This window comes from Candidatus Nitrosotalea sp. TS, from assembly GCF_011319465.1.
Taxonomy (GTDB): Archaea; Thermoproteota; Nitrososphaeria; order Nitrososphaerales; family Nitrosopumilaceae; genus Nitrosotalea.
In genome coordinates this window covers 20,828-44,501 of sequence record NZ_RCMB01000007.1, presented here as the reverse complement: position 1 = coordinate 44,501, position 23,674 = coordinate 20,828, and the positions used below count along the sequence as shown (strand labels likewise).

Here is a 23,674-nt window from a genome sequence, read left to right as displayed (position 1 = left end):
GAAACTTGTCAATAATCTGTTATTTCAGATGTTAAAGCACCGACTTCATTGGTTCACATACGCAAGCTAGAGATCTTCGGATTCAAATCCTTTGGATACAAGAATACTCTAGTCAACTTTGAGCCAGGCCTTGTAGCCATCTCAGGTGCTAACGGATCTGGCAAGAGCAACATTTTGGATGCAATCTCATTTGCTTTGGGTGAGAACGCGCCAAAAATCATGAGGGTGGATAAGTTGCGTTCGCTGTTGCATGATGTGGACAATGCACACCATGGCGCAAAGATAGCGCGAGTGAGCTGTCACTTTGATAATTCTGATCGAAAGATCCCAGTTGATTCGAATACAGTCACAATCACAAGAGAGATGGACGAATCAGGTGAGAATATCTATTATCTGAACCAAAAAAAGGTACTGCGAAACCACATTTTAGATCTTTTAGAGATTGCAAACTGTGGCATTCACAAGCTGAATATTGTACAACAGGGTACAATTACTAGGATTTCAGAGTTTAACTCAGAAGAGAGAAGAAGAATAATTGAGGATATCATAGGGCTTGCCTATTTTGACGAGAAAAAGACAGAGGCATTAAAACAACTAGACGAGGCCGATAGAAGACTTGAGATTGCGCTAGCCAGGATGGATGAGATAAAAAAACGCATTGATGAACTAGAGGAGGAACGAAACAACCAACTACGATATGATTTCTTAGATCAGGGAACTGAAGAGACTTTATGCAATTCAGGCCTCAAATAAGCTTCGAGACATTGATACACAAAAGGTATCAAAAGAGAGGAGTCTTAATGCCATCCAGTCTGAATACAAAAAACTTGATGAACAGCGTGGGCAGTTAAGAGATGAAATCAAGAAATTAGAAGAAGAGAAACAAAAATTCATGGAAGAGGTCAACGCATACAATATCGCAAAGGCATCAATTGATTCTGAACTCTCTGCTGCAATGCACCAGTCAGAATCAGCAAATAGTAAATTGGTTACTGATGCAAGGAGAATGGGACAAATAGAATCCAGGCTTCCCGGAAATTCAAACTGACATGACTGGAATACATGAAAAACGCGCCATTTTAGAATCTCAAATTACAGAACTAAAAAATCAATCAACGTTATCAATGAATCAAGAAAGAACGTCAATGCCGAACTTGCATCGGTTGACTCTGAAATTAGTCAAATCATGAGGCAGCAATCTCTAGTCACAAGTAACAAGATCAAAACTGATGAAAAGGTAAGAAATCTTACTAGCACATTAAATGATGCAAAGCTTTCCAGTTCAAAACTAGAACAAGAACACCTAGACATTCAAAACAAGGTTGAACAAAACTCATTTAAGACAAAAGCATTATCCGACGAAAAAGAAAAACTATTTGATCTTGAACAAAAGCTCAGGCAAGTAAGAGCGGGTCATGAGCTTGCAATTAACGATCTAAAGTCTAGGCTTGCAGACTTGCGTGATAAGCGTACCAAAATAGAAAAAGATGTTGAAGAGACCACCTTGATTTTTGAAAAGGCAAGCAAGGCAGCTGCCCAGTATGAAGCAAAAATTAAAGTTGTAAAAGAAGTAATGCATGAAGATTATTCTATTGCAAAGCTCAAAGAAGATTCAAAGCGATTGGGAATTCAAGGACTTGTCTATGAATTACTTTCGTGGGACAAACAATATGAGAGAGCGATCTTATCAGTGGGCTCTGACTGGCTAAAGGCGCTTGTTGTAAACGACTTTGCAACTCTTCTTGGAATTGCCGAATTTGCTCAGCAGAAAAAACTTCCAAAAATCAGAATAATTCCATTAGATGCAGTATCTAACTCAAAAGCTGTTATTCCACAAGAGGACGGAATACTTGGAGTCATTTCAGATTTTATAAAATGTGATGAAAAACTAGAATCGCTCAAGAACTTTATCTTTGGAAGCATAGGTCTTGCATCTTCAAAAGAGGCAGCGTATGCATTATCGAAGAAAGGATACAAAGCAGTTACACTTGATGGGCATTTCTTTGAGGCAGATGCAAGCGCAGTAATTGTAGACATGAATTCCAAGGTTTCCAATCTTACAAAGATAATTCTTCTTAGTACTTCGGTAGATGGACTGGTGCAATCTCTTGAACTGTTAAAGAAATTCATCCAAAACAAGAGCGGACAATTAAAGAAAATTGAGAGGATAACAAGAAATCTGGATGGTAGGTATCATTCTTCAGAAACAGGGCTTGCTAATGTGGACATGAGCCTTACAGACGTGAGATCAAAGTTAAAGACAATATCTGTATCAATTGACCAACTATCGTCAAGAATACTGCAGCTTAGGCGCAGAGAAGAGCACATTCTAGTCGAACTCTCAAAGACTGAATCCTATATTGCATCTTTGGAAGAGAGAATATTGCTAACTCGGGAAAACTATGCAGAAGAAGAACAGGCAAGAATCGCTACCGCAATTTCTTCACTAAATGAGAAAAAGTCAACCTTGTTGACTTCGCAGAGTACTATATCTACTGAATTTCGTGAACTAGGTACAAGAATTACTGAACTTGTCAATGAGGAAAACTCACACAAGGCAAACATGCGACGCTTATCTGAAGAACAGTCTTCTCTGAACCACGAAAAACATGATCTTGAGGTACAGTCAAGAACGCTATCAAAAGAAAAGGAAAGCGCTGACGTCTTATTGGTATCGTTGAGAGAAAAGGAACAACAACTGATAGCTACTTCTGGCACTTCGGTATCTACACTCAAAGAATACGATGCTAAATTGAAGACTTTTTATGAATCTGAGAGGACACTCACAAAAGAAATCAACGGGATGGAAAGACAATCTGATTCCATTTTGCGTGATATCAAGGATCTTGGCGAAAATGAAGAAAGAATACGCAAAACCCTTCTCTCATATGGTTATGAGACTTTGCTTGAATCATTTGATGTTGATGAGATTCTTGTAGAACTAGAATCTGAGAAGAGAAAAATGTCAGGCTCTCTTAACACAAGGGCTCCTGAGACATATGTTGAGATTTCAGATGGATATCGTTCCATGTCTACTCGAAAAAATGAACTAGAATCTGAAAGAAATTCAATTGTAAAATTCATTGAGGAAATAGACAAGGACAAGAGACAGACATTTTTGGAGTCTTATGACAAGGTAGACAAAGATATTCGCGAAATTTTCAGCAAGATGACTGGCGGAAATGCTTGGCTTGAGATTCAAAATGAGGATGATATCTTTACATCAGGAATTTCATATCTGGTGCAATTTCCAAACAAACCAAAAAGAGAATCCACGTCAATTAGTGGTGGAGAAAAAACTCTTGCCGCAATTACGTTCCTACTTGCTCTTCAAAAACTAAAGCCATCGCCATTTTATCTTCTTGACGAAGTTGATGCTCACTTGGACGCACTAAATACCGAAAGACTAGCCAAGATACTTGAAGATAGATCTGGAGGAAGCCAAATCATAATGGTATCACTAAAGGATTCAGTAGTACAAAAGGCAAAATTGATCTACGGTGTATTTCCAAGAAACGGTGTATCGCATGTTGTGTCGCACAGGATTTCAAACATATCCCAAGAAGTAGCAAACTAGTCTATCTTTACAAAACACGCAACAGATCTTTTATCGCCGGATGGTTCAAGCTCTGGTTCTTGTTTGCATTTTTCAATGGCATACGGGCATCTTGCCCTGAACCTGCATCCTTGATACACATCAGTCTCGATGGGTTCATTGATGCGAATTTTTTTCTCTTTTTGCAAGTTGGCTGGGTTTGGTTCAGAAATGGAATCCATGAGGGCTTGCGTATATGGATGTCTTGGGTGCAACAATACATCATTGATAAGACCTGTCTCAACAATCTTGCCAAGATATAGTATGGAAATAACATGACCCACGTATCTTGCAGTGGAAAGATCATGTGTGATATACAAAAATGAGATGCCATGTTTGTTTTGCAACTCTTTTATCAATTCTAAAATTCCAACCCTGACTGATACATCAAGCATTGAGACTGGTTCATCAGCTATGATCAATTTGGGCTTGGTTGCAATGGATCTTGCAATGGCAACGCGTTGTCTCTGACCCCCTGACAACATATGTGGATATTTTGAAGCAATCTCTTCAGGATCTAATTTCACATCTCTGAGTGCAGCAAAAACTAAATCTTTTCTCTCGCTTGGTTTGCCGATGGCATGTATGTCCAGCGGCTCCCTTACTATGTCAAAAATTTTCATTCTAGGGTCTACTGATGCATAAGGGTCTTGGTGTATCATCTGGCATTCAGTCCTTATCTTTTTGAGACTTGATGCATCATTAGTTATTTTTATACCGTCAAAAATGATATCTCCTGATTCTGGCTCTATTGACCTCAATATCAGACGAGCAACTGTCGTCTTACCAGATCCTGATTCGCCAGCAAGGACAAATGTCTGGCCGCTCTTTATTGAAAATGAAATATCATCAACTGCTCTTACAGTTTCTTTTTGGCGTGCAAAACCGCCCTTTACAAAGTATTTTTTCAGGTTTTTTACAGAAAGGATTTCTTCCATCGCAATTACCTATCTGTCAAGTATGTCAAGAAAACTGTATAAGGTATCCTGTAGTGTTAAAGCGTAACTGGAGCCTCTGTTAATCCAATCCTGACTACCGAGATTTGTGAATATTCTAGGCATTAGGCGATCACTTGGTCAATTTCTTACTATCGCAAAGTTTTAAAGGCTATAATTATGATACTCAAACGTGAACGCCAAACTCCTAGCCGTGGTAATGATCACTGGTTTAGTTCTAAGTGGAAGTTCTGTTTACCTAAGTAAAACGGTATTTGCAGACGATCAATGGTCTGACATTGCTCAGAGGCAACTTGCTGCTCAACAAAGAGCGCATTGGTCTATTCTGACAAGTATCAGTTTGATAACACGAACGGAGCACAAAGAAACTGGTCCGGACTATCTTTTACTACGACAGATGAGAATACCGTAGGACGAAACTTGGCAGCAGGATCACAAGCATCTTTGGACAATGCCTTGGCACAATTTGACAAGATTCATGTAGAACAGCTTCAAAATCTGCAATCTACCAACTACACTGGCTTGAACAGTGTAACGACTGATGAGCAAGGAAGGGATAGAAATACTCTGATTGCTAATGCAAGAGATCAATCGTTGAATGCATCTCAATCTATTGTATCGCAATTATATCAGATAGATGCAGCTTACACTGATCTGCAGAATCATGGAACAACAAATGAACAAAACACAGGCAACAGACAAGCTCAAATTGACAAGACTTGGGACTCTATGGATGCACAAGCAACTGCTCTTGTAAACGCTCTTACTAGGGTTGACACTGCTTATGTGAATCTACAATCAGGTGGTACTACAAACGAGAATACGCAAGGTCGTCAACTAGATGCAGCTCAAGCATATGCACTAGGCAAAGCAATTCAGATATTCCAGGAGATTCATGCAAAGACTCTTGCACAAGATGAATCTACAGGTTATGCTGGTCTTACTAGTTCAACTACAAATGAACAAAACAACAACGACCGAGATGTAGAAATTGCTAATGGAAGTCAGATGGCATTACAGAATGCACTGAACTTTTACAATGCATACTATCAAGGCGACGGTCTTAACCAAACAACCTATTCTCACTAAGTTTTAAGAAATTTTTTAATTTTATTTATCCTATTCATAGAGCCAGCATAATACATGGCCTGATTCTGTTTTAATTTTGGGCGGCTCTTTTCTACATTTTTCCATTGCGTGTGTACATCTATCGTAGAACCTGCATCCTGTTTGCATGTTAGCCAAGTTAGGAGGCGTGCCTTTGAGAGATATTAGTTCTGGTTCGCCTTTAATTTTTGGCATGGACTTGAATAACGCCTGGGTGTACGGATGTTTGGGATTTGAATACACCTCTTGTAATGTGCCAAATTCCACTATCTTTCCGGCATACATTATTCCGACATTATCTGCAATTTCAGATATTATGCCAAGGTCATGGGAAATTAGTATGAGCGACATGCCTTCTTTTTTTAGTTTTTTGAGCAAACTTAGGATCTGGGCTTGTACTAGTACATCAAGTGCCGTGGTAGGCTCATCTGCAATTACCAGACTCGGACGTAAAACCAGCGCCATTGCGATTACCACTCTTTGCTTCATGCCGCCGCTGAGTTCGTGAGGGAATTTATCCAACACTGTAGGAGGCAAACCAACCGAATCTATGATATCGTTAATCGTTTTTTGGCGGTCCCCTCTATAATCATGGGCTTGCAAAATCTCTTCGAATTGCTGTCTGATTGAAAAAACTGGGTCAAGTGAGTTCATTGCTCCTTGAAATACCATTGATATCTTCTTCCAACGTACTGTCTTTGCAAATTCGGCCTCTGTCATTTTTAGCGTGGATTTTCCATCTAATGTGATATCTCCGTTGACAATCTTTCCGCCTGGAACAGACCTGATAATTGCAAGCCCAAGAGTGCTTTTTCCACAGGCGCTTTCCCCCACTATGCCCAACGATTCATTGTTTTTCAGGAAAAGGGAGACTTTGTCCACCGCACGAATCGTTTTATCACGTAATTGGTACTGAACTTCAAGTTCTTCAATTGAAAGTGTGGTCATTGTCTAGAATATGGTTTGACAAGTAAATCTGCCTTTTGAAATCACTTGATCGCAGCAAAATCTTGTAACTATATAGTTCATGTGGGCTATATGCATCAGACATTTAACTATGAAGTTTTAGAGTAGCTATATGACGCAATGGATGTCTTGGATAAAGTCCAATGAAAAAGAAATTTTATCACTTTTAAATGGCCTTGCCTGCAAGGCAGAAGAAGCAGCAAAACTACTGGTAGACATATTTGGTAATTTTGATAAACTAGATGAGAACCATGCTCAAATAAAAAAGATAGAGCGAGAAGCTGATCAATTAACGCATTCTGTTTTTGAAGAACTAAACAAAACGTTCATCACCCCACTTGATAGGGAAGACATCTCACGCATTGCCTCAAAAACAGATGATATCATAGATTACATCGAGGGCATCTCTGGAAGGATTGTAAATTTCAAGATAAAATCTCCACCTCCGTACATGTTAGAGTTGGCAAAAGACATCCAATATTCTACAAAAGAGATCAATCTAATGATTACAAGTCTTAACAAACTAAAAGTAAACAAATCCATCATAGAGCATTGTCGTACCATAAGCGAAATAGAGCATCATGCCGATGATATATACAGAAAGGCGGTTGGAGATCTATTGGAAACAACTGATATTATTAATATTATAAAACTAAAAGACATCTACGAAGCGTTGGAAACAGCCTCTGACCGATGCCTTGATGTTGCTGACTCTATAGAAGACGTCGTCCTAAAATACACGTAGATTTTGTATGATAGTGCTTGCCATATGTGCTATAGTAGTGGCACTAGCTTTTGATTTTCTAAATGGATTTCATGATGCAGCAAATTCTATTGCAACCGTTATTGGAACTCGTATTCTAAAACCTCTTCCTGCAGTTGGTATCGCAGCCTTTGCAAACTTTGCCGGCCCATTTCTCTTTGGTGTAGCAGTGGCAACTACAATAGGAAAAGGAATCATTCATCCAGATTTTGTCACACTTAACATCATCATAGGTGCTTTGGCAGGAGCAATAGTGTGGGATGTCATAACTTGGGTTTTAGGATTGCCGACATCTAGTAGCCATGCATTAATCGGTGGTATTCTAGGTGCAGGCATAGCCGGAGCAGGATACAAAGCAGTAATTCTGGGTGGTCTTCAGACTGTAGTGACAGGCATAGTAATATCACCAATAGCAGGATTGGTGTTATCTTTTCTAGTGGCATTGTTAATAATGAAAATTTTTGCAAAAAGAAAACCAAGTACAGTAAACTCTGTTTTTGGAAAATTACAACTTGTTTCATCAACATACTTTTCGTTAACCCATGGTGCCAATGATGGACAAAAAACAATGGGTATAATAGCACTTATTTTACTTACACAGGGAGTTATTACAAAATTTGAGATTCCATCTTATGTGATTATAATGGCTGCAACCGCAATGAGTCTTGGAACATTTTTTGGCGGATGGAGAATAATCAAAACAATGGCCATGAGGAATAACTAATCTTAGACCATACCAGGGATTTTCAGCAGAAACGGGGGCTGCAACACTTCTTGCAACTCTAGCTTGGGCTGGAATTCCTGCAAGTACTACTCATGCAATCTCTGGAGGGATAATGGGAGTTGGGGCAGTTCGACGATTATCTGCTGTTAGATGGGGAGTAGGAAAAAGAATTGTATGGGCATGGATAATCACAATTCCTGCCAGCGCGTCAGTTTCGTTCTAATTACATTGTTGATAAATGGATTGCACTAAAAATATGAAAGAAAACAAGAACAATCTAGTGTAAGTTTAGACAAATAGCTGATGAAATTGTAGGAATTGTGGTAATGAGTCAATGAATGGATGACAGTATTTCCAAAAATACGGGAAAACATGACCAATTTGAGTAATTTTTGGAAATAGTTAAAACTACGACTGCTATTGGATTGTGTGGGGGGTTTTGATGAGCAACATAGGGTTGCCTTAATGTCATGCATTGAAGTAGTCATAATGAGGAGAAATAGTGCTGATTTTCATTTGATTCAAGCTAGACTAAATGCTATCTGCAATAGAAATTTTATAGATTGTTATGAATATCCGACATACCTGAGAGATATCCTCCAAGATGTATATGGAGAAAATTATAGCTTGATCATAGATGAGGTCAAATTACATTTAGGCGAAGACCTGATTGCGGAACAAGACATTGCGCATTTTTTTAAAATTATGGAAAATTGAGGCCGTCATCATGATCTTTGGATTCAAAATATGATCCTAGATCGCAACAAAACCCTATTCGTATGGTTTATCTTCCAGTTCCAGTAAGCAAAAAACCGATTTCCTTGAGGACGCCTATTTGTAGCTTTGATGCCATGAATGGCATTCTTTGCCCACAATGCGAATCCAAGTTGGATTCTGGGCAACTGACAAAGTCCGATGTAGATGCCTCGATAAAACTAGTCCAGCTGTCTCAAAAAATCCCACAAATTGAAAAATTCACACTCAATTCTTGTTTGGAGTCAAATGGAAATTACGTACTGTATCTTAGCAGTACTGATATCATGACTATTAGGCAAAGCCGAGAGCTTTACAGGATACTCCAAGGAGAATTTGCTGGAAAGATCTGGCTAGTCGAGCAAGGATGTGATGATAAAAAATTCATTGAAGACATGTTCTTTCCAATCAAGATTCTAACAATTAACCAATTGTGGGCGCCGGGCGGTGTTAGAAAGACCAAAGTCATAGTTTCAGGAAGGAAAACATCAAGATTCCCAATTGATATTGATAAAATCATAGTAATATCGCAACATCTGCGAAAGATAGAACTAGTTGTTGAATTTGAAAGAAAGTGAGAAGCTAAATTGGACTTGAAAAGGACTCATTACATAGGCAGCCTGAATGCCTCTCTAAAAGGCCAGAAGGTAACAGTTGGTGGATGGGTGGAAGATCTTCGTGAATTGGGTAAACTTACCTTTCTCACATTAAGAGACGTTCACAGGGGTTGCGCAAGTAGTTGTGGTCGGAGAAGAAGGCATCAAGCAGGTAAAAGATCTCAATAGACAAAGTGTAGTAAGAATCACGGGTGCAGTGCAGGAGACCAAGTCACGTGATTTTCCATTTGAGGTAAAATCTGAAAAAATAGAAATATTGTCGCGTGCTGTGCACCCCATTACCAATTGATCCAATAGGGCGACTGGAAAGCAACATCGATAACAGACTAAATGCTCGAGCCCTAGACCTGAGAAATCAAAAAACTGCATCTATTTTTAAAATACGTCACCATGCGTTACAATCAATACGAAAAACCCTTGTAGAACTTGGTTTCATTGAGGTAAACACACCCAAAATAATTGGAAGCGCAAGTGAAGGCGGCGCAAACTTGTTTTCTCTAAAATATTTTGACAAGCAAGCATATCTTGCACAGAGCCCACAACTTTACAAAGAACAATTGACAATTGGTCTTGAAAGAGTTTTTGAGATAGCATCATTTTACAGAGCAGAAAAATCTCATACTGTAAGACATCTTACTGAATTTACAAGTGTGGATAGTTGAAGCTGATTTTATGGATTATCTTGACGTCATTGAAGTTCTAGAAACAGTTGTAGCCAATGTTTTTGAGCATGTTGAAAAGAACTGTATTGAAGAACAAAAGACTCTTGGAATTGATGTGAAAAGGCCTGCAACACCATTTGAGAGGATCACCTACAAGCAAGCTGTGGAAGAACTTGGTCGTGAAGGAATTCCCCTCAAACTCGGTGATGATCTACTGGATTCCCATTTGCGAAAACTTGGTGAACTGCATCCTGGATTTTACTTTTTGATAGATTGGCCTATGAAGTTAAAACCATTCTATATACCATGAAAAGGAAGATGACCCGTCATCGTCCAAATCATTTGATTTGCAATATGGGTATCTAGAATTATCATCTGGTGGAAGACGTCTGCATGATCCAAACAAGCTTAGGGAAAGACTGGTCGAACAAGGACTAAACCCGTCACAATTTGAGGACCACCTCAAAGCATTTGATTGGGGAATGCCACCTCATTCTGGATGGGGGTTGGGCCTTGACAGGCTAATGTCTGTTCTGACTAGAATTGATAATGTAAGGGAAGTCGTTTTATATCCAAGAGATCCTGAAAGGCTATTTCCATAAAAAGATAAATCTGGATCTTGCGGCAATTACTTGTGCAACAGTGCGACTTTTGCGGCTCGGGTTTTGGTGACCACACTTGTTACTTTTGTGACAAGCACTGCTGTAATGCTTGTATGACAGATGACAGAACCCGCTGCAAGAAATGTTATATCTCAAAACGAAAACTTGGATGGCGAGTTTTCAAACGCAACAAAATAATACTTGGATTTATCGCCTTTGTGTGGGCATATACCGTATTTCCAGTGCCCTTGATCAAAGGAATTGACCCTACCTTCTATTGGGTGTGTTTTGGGGTGGCAGTAACTATCATGATACCGATTGGCTTTGCAATGTTCTTTTGGTCAAGAGAACCGCCAGTGTCAGATCTCAAATAAGTTTTGAGATTACCTGATGGGTAAATTCTTTGGTGGTCTTGTTTCCGCCAATGTCTTTTGTCTTGTTGCCTTCGTTTACTACTCCATAGACTGCATCTTCTATCTTCTTTGCCACTGCAAAAGATGCAGAGTCATTGTTTTTCATTCCCAACCACTCAAACATCATCTTTGTAGATAAGATGAAAGAAGATGGATTGGCAGCCTGTTTTCCTGCAATGTCAAAAGCTGCACCATGGACCGGTTCAAACAAGGCAAAATTGTCTCCGATATTGGCCGCTGGTGCCATTCCAGTCCACCTACAACTTGGGCTGCCTCATCAGACAAGATATCTCCAAACAAGTTTGTTGTCACTATGACATCAAAAGACTCTGGTTGTCTGATTAGATTCATGGCACATGCGTCAACATACATCTGCTCAAATTTGATATCTGGAAAATCCTTTGCTGTCTGAGCACATGATCTTGCAAAAAGACCGTCTGTTTTTCTCATTACATTTGATTTGTGAACGCAGGTTACTTTTCTCTGCTTGTTTCTTTGACCTGCTGTAATGCAGGCATATTTTGCAATACGTTTTGATGCATATTCTGATATGGTTCTTAGTGCGACCGCAGAACTGCCGACATCAAACTCCATTCCCGTGTAGAGGTCTTCGGTATTCTCTCTCACTATGACAAGGTCTATGTTTTCTTTAAGAGACGGCATATTGGGATATGATTTTGCTGGTCTTATGTTGGCATAAAGATCCAGCGCTCTTCGTAGAAATACAATCACATCTGCAGCACTTTCTCCTACCGGGGCTTTAAGACACGCATCAGATTTTTTTATTGTATCAAAAGTTGAATCAGGAAGTGCCTTGCCTGTTTTTTTCAGTGCGGCATCGCCGGCTTCAACAATATTGATTTCTAATTTTACTCCAATCTTGTCATTTATTGTATGTAGTATGTCTGTAACAGATTCTGATAGTTCTGGACCTATGCCGTCTCCAGTTATGAGTGATATTTTATACATCTAATGTCCCAAGTTTTTTTGTTTGAGGATTTTTTTGAGCATTATCCTGTTTAGGCCGTCGATCATGGCTTGAACGCTGGTGATTACGATATCTTCGCCGATGGATTTTGCAGAAGCCTGGTTGCCGTATGCGTCTTCAACCTTTATTGTTACTTCGCACAATGCCTCTGATCCGCCGGAAATAGAATCCAATTTGTATTCTTTTATTCTGACTTTGGAAGTCTCGCCAGTAATCTTTTGTATTGCGTTAATTGATGCGTCTACTGGACCCACACCATAGTCAGTTCCTATGAAGTCCTTTCCTTCTATGTTTAATTTGACAAATGCGTATGGCATATTGCCAATTCCTGTTGATACTGAAAATCCTGTTATGTGGACTAGTCTTTTCAGACCCTCTTGGTGCATCACTTCGCCTGAGATTGAGAGTAGTTCTACATCAGTGACATGTTTTCCCAAATCTCCTAATTTCTTGACTCTTTCTAGAATCTCGCGGGTCTGGTCCCTTGACGGTTGAATCCCATATTCTTCTAGCATTGCGGCAATTCCATGTGCTCCTGCGTGTTTTCCTACTTGGAACCAACGTGTTCTGCCTACAAGTTCTGGGCTAATCGGCTCATACGTTAATGGATTGTTCAATACACCATGTGTGTGAATTCCAGATTCATGTCCGAACGCATTTTCTCCAACAATTGCCTTGTTTGGTTGGACCTGAACTCCAACAATTTTTGAAACGTATCGCGATGTTTCGTAAAGAAGTTTGGTATTGATGTTTGTCTCGAATTTTTTGTCAAATTGTAAGCATTGTAGCGCCATGACAAATTCTTCAAGTGATGCATTGCCTGCTCTCTCCCCTATGCCGTTTATTGTAACATGTGCGCATTGTGCTCCTGCTTGAACTGCAGAGATTGCATTTGCTACAGCTAACCCGAAATCATTATGACAGTGAACGCTAACAGGCAAGTGAGTGGCATCGATAGCATCTTTTGTGATTTCTGCAATATACTGGGGAGTGGAATAACCTACAGTGTCAGGTATGTCTATCCTGTCTGCGCCAGCTTCTGTGACTGATTTGAAAACTTTTTTGAGAAACTCTCTATCTGTTCTTGTTGCATCTTCGGCAGAAAACTCTACCTGCAATCCAAGTGATTTTGCGTATTCTACTGCCTCGATCGCCTTTGCAACTGCTTGTTCTCGTGTGAGGTTGAGTTTGTATTTTAAATGAATATCAGATGTTGCAATGAATGTGTGTATGTACTTTAACCCTGCAGCTACTGCTGCATCGATGTCTTTTTTCTCAGTTCTTGCCAAGCCACAAATCTCTGCTTTGAGATTTGCGTGAGCAATGTCTTTTACCGCCTTTTTTTCACCGTCTGATATTATGGGAAATCCAGCTTCTATTGCATCCACGCCCAATTCGTCTAACTTTTGAGCAATTGCAAGTTTTTGCTCTGGGGTTAATGCAATACCCGGTGTCTGCTCTCCATCTCTTAAGGTGGTATCAAAAATCCTAACTTTCATTGCCTACTCCTCTCTCAAGTGCACACATTCCGGTTCTTGCTATCTCAAGTATGCCATATGCTTTCACAAGATCTTCAAATGCGTTGATTCTATCAGGTGTTGCTGTAATCTCAACGATAATTGATGATTTCCTCACATCATGAACATTGCATTTGAAAGCATTTGCAAGATCAGTTATTTCCATGATATCTGTCGGTTTTGTTATTTTTATCTTCATCAATACTAGTTCGCGGTATATGCTCTTTTTCTCGTCTAATAGTTTTACCTCTACGGTATCTATCATCTTGTCAAGTTGCTTGATTATTTGATTGAGTTGCTTTTCGTCAGCTGATGTTGTGATGGTCATTCTGGAAAACTCTGGATTCTCTGTTATGCCAACAGATATGCTATCTATGTTATAATTTCTTGATCTGAAGAGATTGGTGACTTTGAATAGTACTCCTGGTTTATTTTCTACAAGTACGGAAATTATGGACCACATGGATATCACTATGATGGTAAAATCATATCTTTGAGAGATGTTCCAGGAGCCACAAATGGCAATACGTCCTCTTGGGGATCAATTGGAATGTCTATGACTGTAGCTATGTTGCTCTTAAGAGCTGTCTGGACTGCCTTTCCAATCTCGTCTATGCTCTGGGCTCTGATGCCTTGAGCTCCGTAAGATTCAGCTAGCTTGACATAGTCTGGGCAATTTTTAAGGTCTATTCCAATCATGCGCCTGTCATAAAATGTTCTCTGCCATTGAGCAACCATTCCAAGTGAAAAGTTGTTTAACAAAAATACTATCACAGGCAAGTCGTCTAGAACTGAGACAGCAAGTGAATTTTCAGTCATGTTAAAACTTCCTTCTCCTGCAATGTCAACTACTGGAACGTCTGGTCTTGCAGCTTTTGCACCAATTGCAGCTGGAAATCCCCACCCCATGGTGCCAAGACCTGTGGAGCTAAAGAAATGTCCCAGGCTGTATTACATCAAAAAATAATGATGCCCACATCTGGTGTTGGCCTACTTCCGTTGTTACAATTGACTGCGGAGGGAGAACCTCTCTTAATTTTCTTAAAACCTTTGCAGCCCCTAATGGGTGTGAATGAAGTTTTAGATTCTGTCTAAAGTACTCTCTTGTCTCATTAACGCGTTTTAGCCATGGGTTGTCTCCTGCACGTTTGATGGCTTTTTGGATTAGCATTTTTACCATTATCCTAAGGGAGGCCTTTATGTCTCCGAACTACTGCAATGTGAGTTGTCTGGTTCTTTCCTATCTCTGCCGGGTCTACATCCATGTGTATTATCTTGAGATTTTTTTCAAATTCTTCAAATGTTCCAACAGATCTATCTGAAAATCTAGAACCGCATGCAAGTACGCAATCAGCTTCTACCATGATCTTGTTGGCTTCTGCATGGCCATGCATTCCTATGGGTCCTAGTGAAAGCGGATGGTTTTCTGGGAATGCGCCTTTTCCTTTGAATGTTGTTACTACTGGAATCATTAGTAATTCTGCTATTGATTGAAGTTCTGCAAAAGCTCCTGAAATTATCACTCCGCCTCCTGCCAAGATTACTGGTTTTTCAGAAGCAAGTAGCATGTCTATGGCGCGTTCAATTTCTCTAATGTCAGGGTCTACCCATGGATGGTATCCTCTTATCTTTACTTCAGACGGAAATGTAATCTCTGCTTCGTTTTGTTGAACATCTTTTGGAATGTCGATTAGTACTGGACCTGGTCTGCCAGTGGATGAAATGTAAAATGCTTTTTTAACTACTTCGGGAACTTCTGCCGCCGTCATGGGTTGAAATGCATATTTTACTATTGGATTTGAAATTCCAATTATGTCGCTTTCCTGAAAAGCATCCCGTCCAATCATTTTTGTTGGAACTTGTCCAGTAATTGCAATCATTGGGGAAGAATCTGCTTGGGCAGTTGCAATCCCTGTTACAATATTTGTTGCCCCGGGACCTGAAGTTGCAAAACATACTCCTGGCCTTCTACTGACTCTTCCAAAACCATCTGCCATATGTGATGCAGATTGTTCGTGTCGAACAAGGATGTGTCGTATGTTGCTCTTGTAGAGCTCATCATATATCGGAAGATTTGCTCCTCCGGGTAGTCCGAAGACTATGTTTGCACCCTCTTTCTCGAGGGCAACCATTAAAGATCTAGCACCTGACATTTTTTCCATAATTTTTCTAACTCCGACTAACTTGCTGTAGTCTACAGCATAAGGCCGACTAGCAGCAGAATACCAGAAATGCTTGCCGAGCCTCCTAACTTCATTTTAGTCCTATGATTTTTCATATGAAATAATTTATAAATATTACTAGTAAAATTGAACAAAATTATTAAAAAATGCATTACTGCCCTGTGAATATTTCAACGCTAGAGACAGATTTGACTTGGGCTTCACAAGACTTAAACTAGAATTATGTCAAACAATATCGATTTTGGGAGACAAAGACGAGATATTGGATGTAATTACAACTTTCTTTGACTCTGGTAAAACAAAGAACTTGGCTCCATTAAGTGCAATCCAGCTTGATGATCCGAGATTTTCAAGTTATGGTGATGTCCCGCCGTTTGACTTGAAAGACTATGCCACCACTATTGCATTGCAACAACTAAGATTTGTTAGCATATCTGACTATGAGCATGAAATTAAAAATATGCGCGTAGACATATTTGATAACTGCGCGGTGGTAACTTTTACTATACGTCAAACGGAATGATAGTTGATAACTATAGCTTTAGGGGGCAACATCTTTCCATGGATAGTAGAGGAACATTTGTTCTAATCAAGTCACAAAAATGGAAAATTGTACACGTACACTTGTCTAAGATTTCTGATTAGATCTAATGACAGGTTTAACTGGCTTTTTGGTGCCCTTTAGAGCATTGAACATTTCATGGGCTTCTTTTACTGTTGCATTTTGATGTACTATTGCTTTTACAGCTTTGATCATTGCAACAGGATAGTCTGATTGCCAAATGTTTCTGCCCATGTCAACTCCTGCAGGCACCTGATTGTATTGCATCAAAAGTAAGTTTTAACGCATCCAATTCTGTTGCAAGTTTTGGTCCTCCTGCAATTATGACTGGAACAGGACAAGCCCTTACAACCTTTTCAAAATCTTCACAATAATATGTCTTAACTAAATGTGCGCCAAACTCTGCAGCTATTCTACATGCAAGACCCAAATATCTGGCATCTCTTTTTTCTAACTCCTTGCCTACTGCAGTAACTGCAAGAACCGGTATCCCATATTCTTCGCCCTCATTTACTAGATTACCTAGGCTTACAAGCGATTCATGTTCATGCGGTGCCCCAACAAATATTGACATTGCAAGTGCTGATACATTCAACTTGATTGCATCTTTAACCTGATGTTGTTATCTTTTCATTTGACAAGTCTTTGCCGATTATACTAGAGCCGCCTGAAACTCTGAGTACCACTGGTACTGGGTATGTGGCATCTACAGATGTTCTTAGAACACCTCGTGTTAGCATTAACGAGTCAGCATGAGGCAACAATGGAGCAATAGTCTTTCTTGGCTCTTCGAGTCTTTCTGTTGGACCTAGGAAATATCCATGGTCTACTGCAAGCATTACTCCTCGTTTATCATGAGGTTTTATTATCCGTGCAAGGCGATTTTTTAATCCCCAATCCATATCTTCTTCCAAAAAATTTGCCTTAGTTAAGCCTTTCTGAATTTGTTACAATTATCTTCATTGAATCATTTCCTTGGTGAGCATATTCAAGCGCCTTTGCAGATTCAGATAAGATCGAATCTATGTGTAATCAATTTGTTTATCTCTATTTTTTTTTCTTCTATTAGCTTGAATGCCGCATTTGTATCTATTTCAGATGCTGCATAACTTGGTGTTATTGTAATTTCCTTTGAGTATACTTTGCTGATATCTAGTGACATCTTTGCATCTTTTGTTGGTACCCCAAAAAGTACAACGGTTCCACCTTTTCTGACAATCTCTATTGATTGCGCAATGGCATTTAGGCTTCCTGTAGATACTATTACTACGTCTACTCCCCTGTTTCCAGTTTTGGCAAGAATTTTTTGGTGTGCACTAGGATCAGTTGAAAGAATAGATTCTGTTATTCCAAATTGTTTGGCAAAACTTAATCTAAAGTTGTTTATATCAAAACAAAAAATATCTCCCATCCCAAAAATCTTACTTAACATTACATGCATCATACCAGTAGGTCCTGCACCTAAGATTGCAACCGAGTCTCCTTGCTTGAATTTGATTTTATTCCACGCTCTAACGCAACACGCAAGAGGTTCTATCATGGATGCTTCGTCGAAGCTTATGTGATCTGGTAACTTTATCATTCCGCCATGGGCCACGTTCCAGTCGGGCACAAGAAATTCTTCTGCAAGACCACATGGACTAAGATTTGTCTCAGAATACTTTTGACACATTGTTTCGTTTCCATGTGAGCAAAAGTGACATGAGTGGCATGGTACGTGATGGTGTACAAAAACTCTGTCTCCTTTTTTGAATTCTTTTACGTTTGATCCAACCTCAGACACTATTCCAGACGGCTCATGGCCAAGTCTCATTGAAGGTTGACTGTATTGTCCATAGATTTTTTCTAGGTCTGATCCGCATACCCCACAAGCTTTCATTGTCACTAATGACGTCATTATTTCCTATTTGTGGCCTCTTCGACGTCTCTGATCTCAACATTTGATGGTCCTTTTACGTAAGCTGCTTTCATATTGTAATCCTAAATCACTTTGAATTCTTTCTTATTTGTATTCTCTGATTTGACCATCAGTAATTATTTGAACGTTTTTTAGTTGGCGATATATTTTATCTCAAATTTAAGATCTAATGACTAAAAATAACAGTCATGAATTAAAAAGTCAAAAAAAGATTGATGATTAGAAGTATATTTTTACTAGCTGGCAATTAAATTAGGCTTTTTTTCTGAAAGTATTCATTATGGATTTGTGGCATGATATTGAAACAGGTCCGAAAGTTCCATCAATTCTGAATGTGATAGTGGAGATACCAAAAGGTTCTCAAAACAAGTATGAATATGATAAAAAAAACGGCATCATCAAACTGGACCGTGTTCTTTTTTCACCGTTGTACTATCCTGGAGATTATGGTATCATCCCACAGACTTATGCCGAAGACGGTGATCCACTAGATGCACTAGTTCTAGTTACAAATCCGACATTTCCAGGAGTCTTAATAGAGGCAAGACCGATTGGCTTGTTGCGAATGAAAGATTCGAACCAAATGGATAACAAGATTCTCTGCGTGGCAAAAGATGATCCAAGATATGCTGGTCTGAAGGATATTTCTGATCTAGAAAAACATCACCTAAAGGAAATAGCTCATTTCTTCCAAGTCTACAAACAACTGGAGGGAAAGAAAGTTGAGATTGTGGGCTGGAAGAACGTTGAAAGCGCAAAAAAAGTCGTGATCGGAGCAGTAAAACTCTATCAAAAGACCTTCAAAAAGTCATATCTGATCTGATTTCTCATATTTTATCCAAAATAGTCTTAAACCTATAATGCGAAACTATATGCATGAAAGAAGGAGATTCTGCACTTGATTTTGAACTTGTCGCAAATGACGGTAATGTGGTAAAATTAAGTTCTTTTTAGGTAGAAAAAATGTCGTACTTTGTTTTTATCCAAAAAATCATCTCTTTGCCTGCCCGTCAAAGAAAACCTTCCAGATGGCAGAAGCCACAATACATGCCTATCCTAAGATTGCAGAGCAAAATGCCGAGCTTTTTGCAATATCTGTAGACACTGTTGAGGACCAAAAGAAGTTTGTCAGCGAGTACAAGGTTCCATATCTGCATCTAAGTGATACTGCCAAGTCTACGTGCAAGGCCTATGCCGGGCTGAATTTGGCGGGACTTGCAAAAAGATCCACCTTTGTTATAAATAAAGATGGAAAAGTTGCCAAGATATTTCGAGACGTCAATGCCGAGTCACATGGGCAAGAAATCATACAGGCACTACAGTCACTGAATTGATTTTTCCTTGTTTTCAATAAATTTTTATAAGATCTAAAATTAGAATGGAATCGTGTTAGACCTTGTTGCAAAAAAACTATTCCTTACCAGAGGTAAGGGCGTACATCCTGATAGACTGACAAGTTTTGAGTATGCTTTACGTGATGCTGGAATCGCAGGCACTAATATTGTTCTAATCTCAAGCATCTTTCCGCCTGGTGCAAAACTGATCTCAAAAGCAGAAGGTCTTAAATTGATAAGGCCGGGAAGTGTCCAGTTTGTAATCTATGCAAGAAACGACACTAATGAACCACATAGGCTTTTGGCCTCATCGGTAGGAATTGCAGCGCCCAAAGACAATACAAAGTACGGATATCTCTCAGAATATCACTCATTTGGTGAAACCGAAAAAGAAGCCGGAGAATATGCAGAAGATATCGCGGCTCAGATGCTTGCATCTTCATTAGGGATAGAATTTGACGTAAACAAGAGTTGGGATGAAAAAAAGCAACAATGGAAAATATCTGGACAAATATACAAAACAAGAAACATAACTCAAAGTGCCGTCGGTGACCCGCAGGGCAGATGGACAACAGTGTTTTCAGCTGCTGTTCTGATACTTTAGATTGTTATCTTCTTTTCATGAAAAGATAGACTGCTGCGCCGCCTGCAATTACAATTCCTATTAATGCGTATATTGAATAGTCAGGACCACTTGAATTGGTAATTGTTGTACCGCTTGAATTTGTTAATGGTTGGGTAGTCTGCCCTGTATTTCCTGATCCTAGTGTAAGTGCCAAGTCATCGGCTGTTACAGACGTTGTTGTTCCAAAAAGGTAAATCCCAGTAATTTGCTGTCCTGAACTAGGATCAAAAATCCAACCTGGTTGGCTGAGATTTGTCGGAACCTGCTGGCCATTTCTAAGTGTAGTTGGGGCTATCTCTCCTCCGTGGCTTGTTATGGTAGTAGAATTATTTGATATGACTGAAAGTTCAAAGAGGGAATTGAGTGGGAAGAAGCCTCCATTAAAATAAGATGATCTATTTAGCATACTAACGCCAAAAAGATCCAATGGTCTAATGGATGTCACGCTGCCCTTGATTGGTGATTGTTTTGATACCTGCAGTTGGTAGATTGACTGGCCGTTGGTTGTAGGAGTTATTGCAAAAGTAACAGTAGAGTTGGTAGAGTCTGCCATTTTCTTTGCAACATCATAAAATCCTCCTGCATCTCGTATTTGTGTTGGCACAAGTACTGATGTTAATTGATCAAACATGTATGAAGATTTTTGTTGCGGTGCAGTGTATACCACTGAAATTGTTCTATTTCCAGATAATGAGCCTGAGGTACCAAGAGCTTTATTCAAGTCTCCTTTTGGATTTACATATGCGGAATTGAATGAAGCATCCAACAAAAATGCCTTGTTGATATCATCTATCAATGTATCCCCGATTGCTTTGGAATCTGTTTGTATTTTTGTTATGTTGTAGCTTTCTATCAATGATGGTGAATAGATGGTTATTACAACACACATTTGGTCGGTGACTCCAAGTACACATGAATTTGCATTAGTTATTGCAACAGATGTAACATTTGCGGCATTTGCAATCTTTTGATCTAACGTAGTAGGAACGCGCATTTCAAGAGGACTCGTACTACTTAGTGTGATAAACGCTGTAGTCTGATTTTGTATTTTTTCATCAACAAGCACTTGTGCAGTCTCACGATATGTTGCAAGTTGAGGTTGTTGTGCATGTACACTTGTAATTGAACCCATTAAAACTGCAAAAATCAGTAATGCTGTAATGACCGATCTCATTTAATGCCACTTTTGAGCTCGAATTATTAAGTCTACCCACGCAACTTTTCTATCTTTACTGCAAACCGCTGAAACGGTTCCTCTTTGAAATGATCCTTGCATACAAGTATTGTCTCTTGAGGATCTGGACCGCAATCATAAGTAATTAGATATTCAGCTTTCTTATGGCAACATCGAGGGTATTTCACTTGCAAATTAGTTGGTGTTATAAAATAAAATAGTTTCAGATCTATTCCAAATAGTTTAAATTATAATGCATCATTTGAGTTACTGACATCGGTTCAAACCGTAGGGGAACATGCCTGGCAACTGGGGGCGCTTGGTTGCCAGGCGATTTTAATCTATTAAACTTTCAAGCCTTCTGGTCTGGTTTTTGATATAGTCAAATCCTTCTTGCCAGAATTTCTCAGATGATATGTCGATATCATACTCTTTGAGCAATTCTTCGGGTTTTTGTGCCCTCCTGCAGTAAGGATCTTCACATAGGTAGACGCAAACGATTTTCCTTCTTTTCTGTATCTCTGGAATAAAGAAAGCGATAGCAGGTTTCCAAATGAATATGAATAACAATAGAATGGAGAATGAAAGAAGTGAGGGATACAAGTCCATTCTGTTGCAAAGTCTGGAGAAATAGAAAGCGATGTCCCAAATTGTTCCTTTAATGTTTTCATGTATTCTTCAGATATTTCTTGTACGGTTGCACTTTCTCCTATTTTTTGATGTGCGTCTATCTCAAAAACTGTAAAGTATGCCTGTCTTCCAACAGTGGCATAAAGATCATCAATGTGCTCTACGAGGTTTGCTTGTTGTTCTTCATCTGAAACTTGATTTAGAATTCTATCAAATAATAACATCTCAGAAAATGTAGACGCGGTTTCTGCCAATGGCAAAGGCGCCTCTTGTATGAAAATTGATTTGTCTGATGCGGCAATGCTGTGTATCGCATGTCCTAACTCATGTGCCATGGTGAATACGTCGTTGGTTCTTCCTTTGAAATTTAATAAAACAAAAGGAGTTATCTTTGGCGCTATTGTACTACAAAAAGCTCCACTTCTTTTTCCAACTCTTATCTGCGAGTCTACGTGATCTTCTGTAACCACTCTTTTTGCAAATTCTCCCAAAGTAGGACTAAAACTATCGAGAGTTTGAAGTACTATCTTTACTGCCTTGTCATACGTGTATTTTTTTTCCTCTTTTTTTTGAATGGGTGCATACAAATCGTATCTTCGAAGCTTCTTAACTTTTAGAATGCGTCCTTTCAATGAGAAGAATTTTCGAAATACATCTGCATTGCCTCTACACACTGAAATAAGGGCTTTGACAGTTTTGTCGTCTACATCATTTCCAATATTTCTAACAGATATGGGTGATGCATATCCTCGAATTTGTATGCATTCATTTTTCCAATTCAGAACAATGTTTTGATATATCTCACCTAATACGCCCTTATTCTTGTCAAATTGTGACAGAAGTGATTTGTATGCAATCTCTCGTGTTTTTGCTTTCGGACTCCTTACAAGTTGGGTGAGTTCTTCTCTGGTATAGATTTTTGTCTTTCCATCTATTTTTACGGTAAACTGAAACGCATTGGTGATTTTGTCATATAGTTTTACAAGAGCCGAGTGGCCCGTAACGTCTAACGTGTTTATTATTTTCTCCTCAGGTTCTGATAATGAATATCGAGCCAATGTCCTTTTGTGCCTGAGAAATTCATGCAATTCACCTGTGTGCTGCATTAACCTCCGCGCATTTTTTTCATCAATTTGTTTCTTCCACCATTGATCAAAAAACAAGGTACGGTTATCAATCTCTGAACCCAATTGCCTCATTTTAGTAAGAAGTGAGGTTATCTTGTCAGATTGTGTGTCTGAAGAATATTCCAACGATGCGTAACCCGAAACAATGCCGAATTTTTCTGATATCTCTTCTAAGGAATGTAGCATTTCCATAAATTTTTTTTCTGAAATGCTAGGAACTAAATTTTTCTTATTTTTTTCAAATTCTTTGACCTTGGACTCGATTTCTTGCAGTTTACTCTTAAATGCTGGCGAGTAAGGATCGGCCACAAGTTCACTTAGGTTCCACTTGCCTGGCTTGAGAATCTGCATTCATTTTCAGTCTCTTGTTTGTTATTAAAATACTATATGGAAAGAGCTGAAAACGAAGCCATTATCAATCAAGATTAATCGAAATCACACTTTCAATGTTTTTCGAT

The 23,674-nt window shown here is 39.1% G+C and carries 18 protein-coding genes and 5 pseudogenes; 13 read left to right on the top strand and 10 right to left on the bottom strand.

Going from position 1 to position 23,674, the window contains the following annotated elements:
- Positions 1 to 48 precede the first annotated feature (48 nt).
- The 3 genes from DYY67_RS10530 to DYY67_RS02715 all read left to right on the top strand — a co-directional run bounded on the left by DYY67_RS10530 (position 49) and on the right by DYY67_RS02715 (position 3,577).
- Positions 49 to 753 (top strand): AAA family ATPase, encoded by a 705-nt coding sequence (locus DYY67_RS10530; protein WP_255492693.1) that lies wholly within the window; start codon positions 49 to 51, stop codon positions 751 to 753.
- A gap of 139 nt (positions 754 to 892) precedes the next feature.
- Positions 893 to 1,048, top strand: coding sequence for a hypothetical protein (locus DYY67_RS10525; protein ID WP_255492692.1), 156 nt, complete (start codon positions 893 to 895; stop codon positions 1,046 to 1,048).
- A 36-nt stretch (positions 1,049 to 1,084) separates the two neighbouring features.
- Positions 1,085 to 3,577 (top strand): chromosome segregation SMC family protein, encoded by a 2,493-nt coding sequence (locus DYY67_RS02715; RefSeq protein ID WP_320415951.1) that lies wholly within the window; start codon positions 1,085 to 1,087, stop codon positions 3,575 to 3,577.
- On the opposite strand, the gene DYY67_RS02710 is transcribed toward DYY67_RS02715, so the two are convergent.
- Complete coding sequence (locus DYY67_RS02710) at positions 3,574 to 4,533, bottom strand: oligopeptide/dipeptide ABC transporter ATP-binding protein (RefSeq protein WP_166390555.1); 960 nt, start codon at positions 4,531 to 4,533, stop codon at positions 3,574 to 3,576. The two genes, DYY67_RS02715 and DYY67_RS02710, sit on opposite strands and share 4 nt — an antisense overlap.
- Before the next feature lie 333 nt (positions 4,534 to 4,866).
- Between DYY67_RS02710 and DYY67_RS02705 the strand changes: the two genes are divergently transcribed.
- Positions 4,867 to 5,640, top strand: a complete 774-nt coding sequence (locus DYY67_RS02705) for a hypothetical protein (RefSeq protein WP_166390553.1) — start codon at positions 4,867 to 4,869, stop codon at positions 5,638 to 5,640.
- 30 nt (positions 5,641 to 5,670) lie between these two features.
- Here DYY67_RS02705 and DYY67_RS02700 read toward each other — a convergent pair whose 3' ends face one another.
- Complete coding sequence (locus DYY67_RS02700; protein WP_166390551.1) at positions 5,671 to 6,606, bottom strand: ABC transporter ATP-binding protein; 936 nt, start codon at positions 6,604 to 6,606, stop codon at positions 5,671 to 5,673.
- Between the two features lie 142 nt (positions 6,607 to 6,748).
- Between DYY67_RS02700 and DYY67_RS02695 the strand changes: the two genes are divergently transcribed.
- The 5 genes and pseudogenes from DYY67_RS02695 (at position 6,749) to DYY67_RS02675 (ending at position 11,119) form a co-directional block, all read left to right on the top strand.
- Entirely contained in the window at positions 6,749 to 7,369 is a 621-nt protein-coding gene (locus DYY67_RS02695; protein ID WP_255492691.1) for a DUF47 domain-containing protein, read from the top strand.
- A 7-nt stretch (positions 7,370 to 7,376) separates the two neighbouring features.
- Positions 7,377 to 8,334: pseudogene (locus DYY67_RS02690) on the top strand (anion permease).
- A 556-nt stretch (positions 8,335 to 8,890) separates the two neighbouring features.
- The gene (locus DYY67_RS02685) at positions 8,891 to 9,442 is read left to right on the top strand and encodes a transcription elongation factor NusA (RefSeq protein ID WP_255492690.1); all 552 of its coding nucleotides are present in this window, start codon (positions 8,891 to 8,893) and stop codon (positions 9,440 to 9,442) included.
- 9 nt (positions 9,443 to 9,451) lie between these two features.
- A pseudogene (aspS, locus tag DYY67_RS11860) lies at positions 9,452 to 10,745 on the top strand (aspartate--tRNA(Asn) ligase).
- A 113-nt stretch (positions 10,746 to 10,858) separates the two neighbouring features.
- Positions 10,859 to 11,119, top strand: a complete 261-nt coding sequence (locus DYY67_RS02675; RefSeq protein WP_166390547.1) for a hypothetical protein — start codon at positions 10,859 to 10,861, stop codon at positions 11,117 to 11,119.
- Here DYY67_RS02675 and DYY67_RS02670 read toward each other — a convergent pair.
- The 4 genes and pseudogenes from DYY67_RS02670 to ilvB all read right to left on the bottom strand — a co-directional run bounded on the left by DYY67_RS02670 (position 11,112) and on the right by ilvB (position 15,825).
- Positions 11,112 to 12,127, bottom strand: a pseudogene (locus DYY67_RS02670) (isocitrate/isopropylmalate dehydrogenase family protein). The gene DYY67_RS02675 and the pseudogene DYY67_RS02670 sit on opposite strands and share 8 nt — an antisense overlap.
- The gene (locus tag DYY67_RS02665; RefSeq protein ID WP_166390545.1) at positions 12,128 to 13,645 is read right to left on the bottom strand and encodes a 2-isopropylmalate synthase; all 1,518 of its coding nucleotides are present in this window, start codon (positions 13,643 to 13,645) and stop codon (positions 12,128 to 12,130) included.
- Positions 13,635 to 14,126, bottom strand: coding sequence for an acetolactate synthase small subunit (gene ilvN, locus DYY67_RS02660; RefSeq protein ID WP_166390543.1), 492 nt, complete (start codon positions 14,124 to 14,126; stop codon positions 13,635 to 13,637). The genes DYY67_RS02665 and ilvN overlap by 11 nt, the downstream gene beginning before the upstream one ends.
- Positions 14,127 to 14,134: 8 nt before the next feature.
- Positions 14,135 to 15,825 (bottom strand): annotated as a pseudogene (gene ilvB / locus DYY67_RS02655) (biosynthetic-type acetolactate synthase large subunit).
- 262 nt (positions 15,826 to 16,087) lie between these two features.
- Here ilvB and DYY67_RS02650 point away from each other — a divergent pair.
- Positions 16,088 to 16,369, top strand: a complete 282-nt coding sequence (locus tag DYY67_RS02650) for a hypothetical protein (protein ID WP_255492687.1) — start codon at positions 16,088 to 16,090, stop codon at positions 16,367 to 16,369.
- A 105-nt stretch (positions 16,370 to 16,474) separates the two neighbouring features.
- Here DYY67_RS02650 and lsrF read toward each other — a convergent pair.
- Positions 16,475 to 17,310: pseudogene (lsrF, locus tag DYY67_RS02645) on the bottom strand (3-hydroxy-5-phosphonooxypentane-2,4-dione thiolase).
- 104 nt (positions 17,311 to 17,414) lie between these two features.
- Complete coding sequence (locus DYY67_RS02640; protein WP_255492686.1) at positions 17,415 to 18,305, bottom strand: zinc-dependent dehydrogenase; 891 nt, start codon at positions 18,303 to 18,305, stop codon at positions 17,415 to 17,417.
- Positions 18,306 to 18,606: 301 nt separating this feature from the next.
- Between DYY67_RS02640 and DYY67_RS02635 the strand changes: the two genes are divergently transcribed.
- The 3 genes from DYY67_RS02635 to DYY67_RS02625 all read left to right on the top strand — a co-directional run bounded on the left by DYY67_RS02635 (position 18,607) and on the right by DYY67_RS02625 (position 20,264).
- Positions 18,607 to 19,149 (top strand): inorganic diphosphatase, encoded by a 543-nt coding sequence (locus tag DYY67_RS02635; RefSeq protein ID WP_166390534.1) that lies wholly within the window; start codon positions 18,607 to 18,609, stop codon positions 19,147 to 19,149.
- Between the two features lie 115 nt (positions 19,150 to 19,264).
- A complete protein-coding gene (locus DYY67_RS02630) occupies positions 19,265 to 19,660 on the top strand; it encodes a redoxin domain-containing protein (protein ID WP_320415950.1) in 396 nt (131 codons plus the stop codon).
- A gap of 52 nt (positions 19,661 to 19,712) precedes the next feature.
- The gene (locus DYY67_RS02625; protein ID WP_166390532.1) at positions 19,713 to 20,264 is read left to right on the top strand and encodes a pyruvoyl-dependent arginine decarboxylase; all 552 of its coding nucleotides are present in this window, start codon (positions 19,713 to 19,715) and stop codon (positions 20,262 to 20,264) included.
- Positions 20,265 to 20,268: 4 nt separating this feature from the next.
- Here DYY67_RS02625 and DYY67_RS02620 read toward each other — a convergent pair whose 3' ends face one another.
- Together DYY67_RS02620 and DYY67_RS02615 are read right to left on the bottom strand one after the other, a co-directional pair.
- On the bottom strand, positions 20,269 to 21,459 hold the full coding sequence (locus tag DYY67_RS02620) for a hypothetical protein (protein WP_166390530.1): 1,191 nt from the start codon (positions 21,457 to 21,459) through the stop codon (positions 20,269 to 20,271).
- Between the two features lie 344 nt (positions 21,460 to 21,803).
- Positions 21,804 to 23,567: a M3 family oligoendopeptidase gene (locus tag DYY67_RS02615; protein ID WP_320415928.1), complete on the bottom strand. Its 1,764-nt coding sequence runs from the start codon at positions 23,565 to 23,567 to the stop codon at positions 21,804 to 21,806.
- Positions 23,568 to 23,674: the final 107 nt, after the last annotated feature.

Excerpts from the sequence above, each read along its gene's own strand:
- DYY67_RS02640 (WP_255492686.1), bottom strand. The coding sequence starts at position 18,305 with ATGACGTCATTAGTGACAATGAAAGCTTGTGGGGTATGCGGATCAGAC.
- DYY67_RS02700 (WP_166390551.1), bottom strand. The coding sequence starts at position 6,606 with ATGACCACACTTTCAATTGAAGAACTTGAAGTTCAGTACCAATTACGT.
- DYY67_RS02615 (WP_320415928.1), bottom strand. The coding sequence starts at position 23,567 with ATGCAGATTCTCAAGCCAGGCAAGTGGAACCTAAGTGAACTTGTGGCC.
- DYY67_RS02695 (WP_255492691.1), top strand. The coding sequence starts at position 6,749 with ATGTCTTGGATAAAGTCCAATGAAAAAGAAATTTTATCACTTTTAAAT.
- DYY67_RS02685 (WP_255492690.1), top strand. The coding sequence starts at position 8,891 with ATGGTTTATCTTCCAGTTCCAGTAAGCAAAAAACCGATTTCCTTGAGG.
- DYY67_RS02665 (WP_166390545.1), bottom strand. The coding sequence starts at position 13,645 with ATGAAAGTTAGGATTTTTGATACCACCTTAAGAGATGGAGAGCAGACA.
- DYY67_RS02710 (WP_166390555.1), bottom strand. The coding sequence starts at position 4,533 with ATGGAAGAAATCCTTTCTGTAAAAAACCTGAAAAAATACTTTGTAAAG.
- DYY67_RS10525 (WP_255492692.1), top strand. The coding sequence starts at position 893 with ATGGAAGAGGTCAACGCATACAATATCGCAAAGGCATCAATTGATTCT.
- DYY67_RS02620 (WP_166390530.1), bottom strand. The coding sequence starts at position 21,459 with ATGAGATCGGTCATTACAGCATTACTGATTTTTGCAGTTTTAATGGGT.
- DYY67_RS02675 (WP_166390547.1), top strand. The coding sequence starts at position 10,859 with ATGACAGATGACAGAACCCGCTGCAAGAAATGTTATATCTCAAAACGA.
- DYY67_RS02635 (WP_166390534.1), top strand. The coding sequence starts at position 18,607 with ATGGATTTGTGGCATGATATTGAAACAGGTCCGAAAGTTCCATCAATT.
- ilvN (WP_166390543.1), bottom strand. The coding sequence starts at position 14,126 with ATGTGGTCCATAATTTCCGTACTTGTAGAAAATAAACCAGGAGTACTA.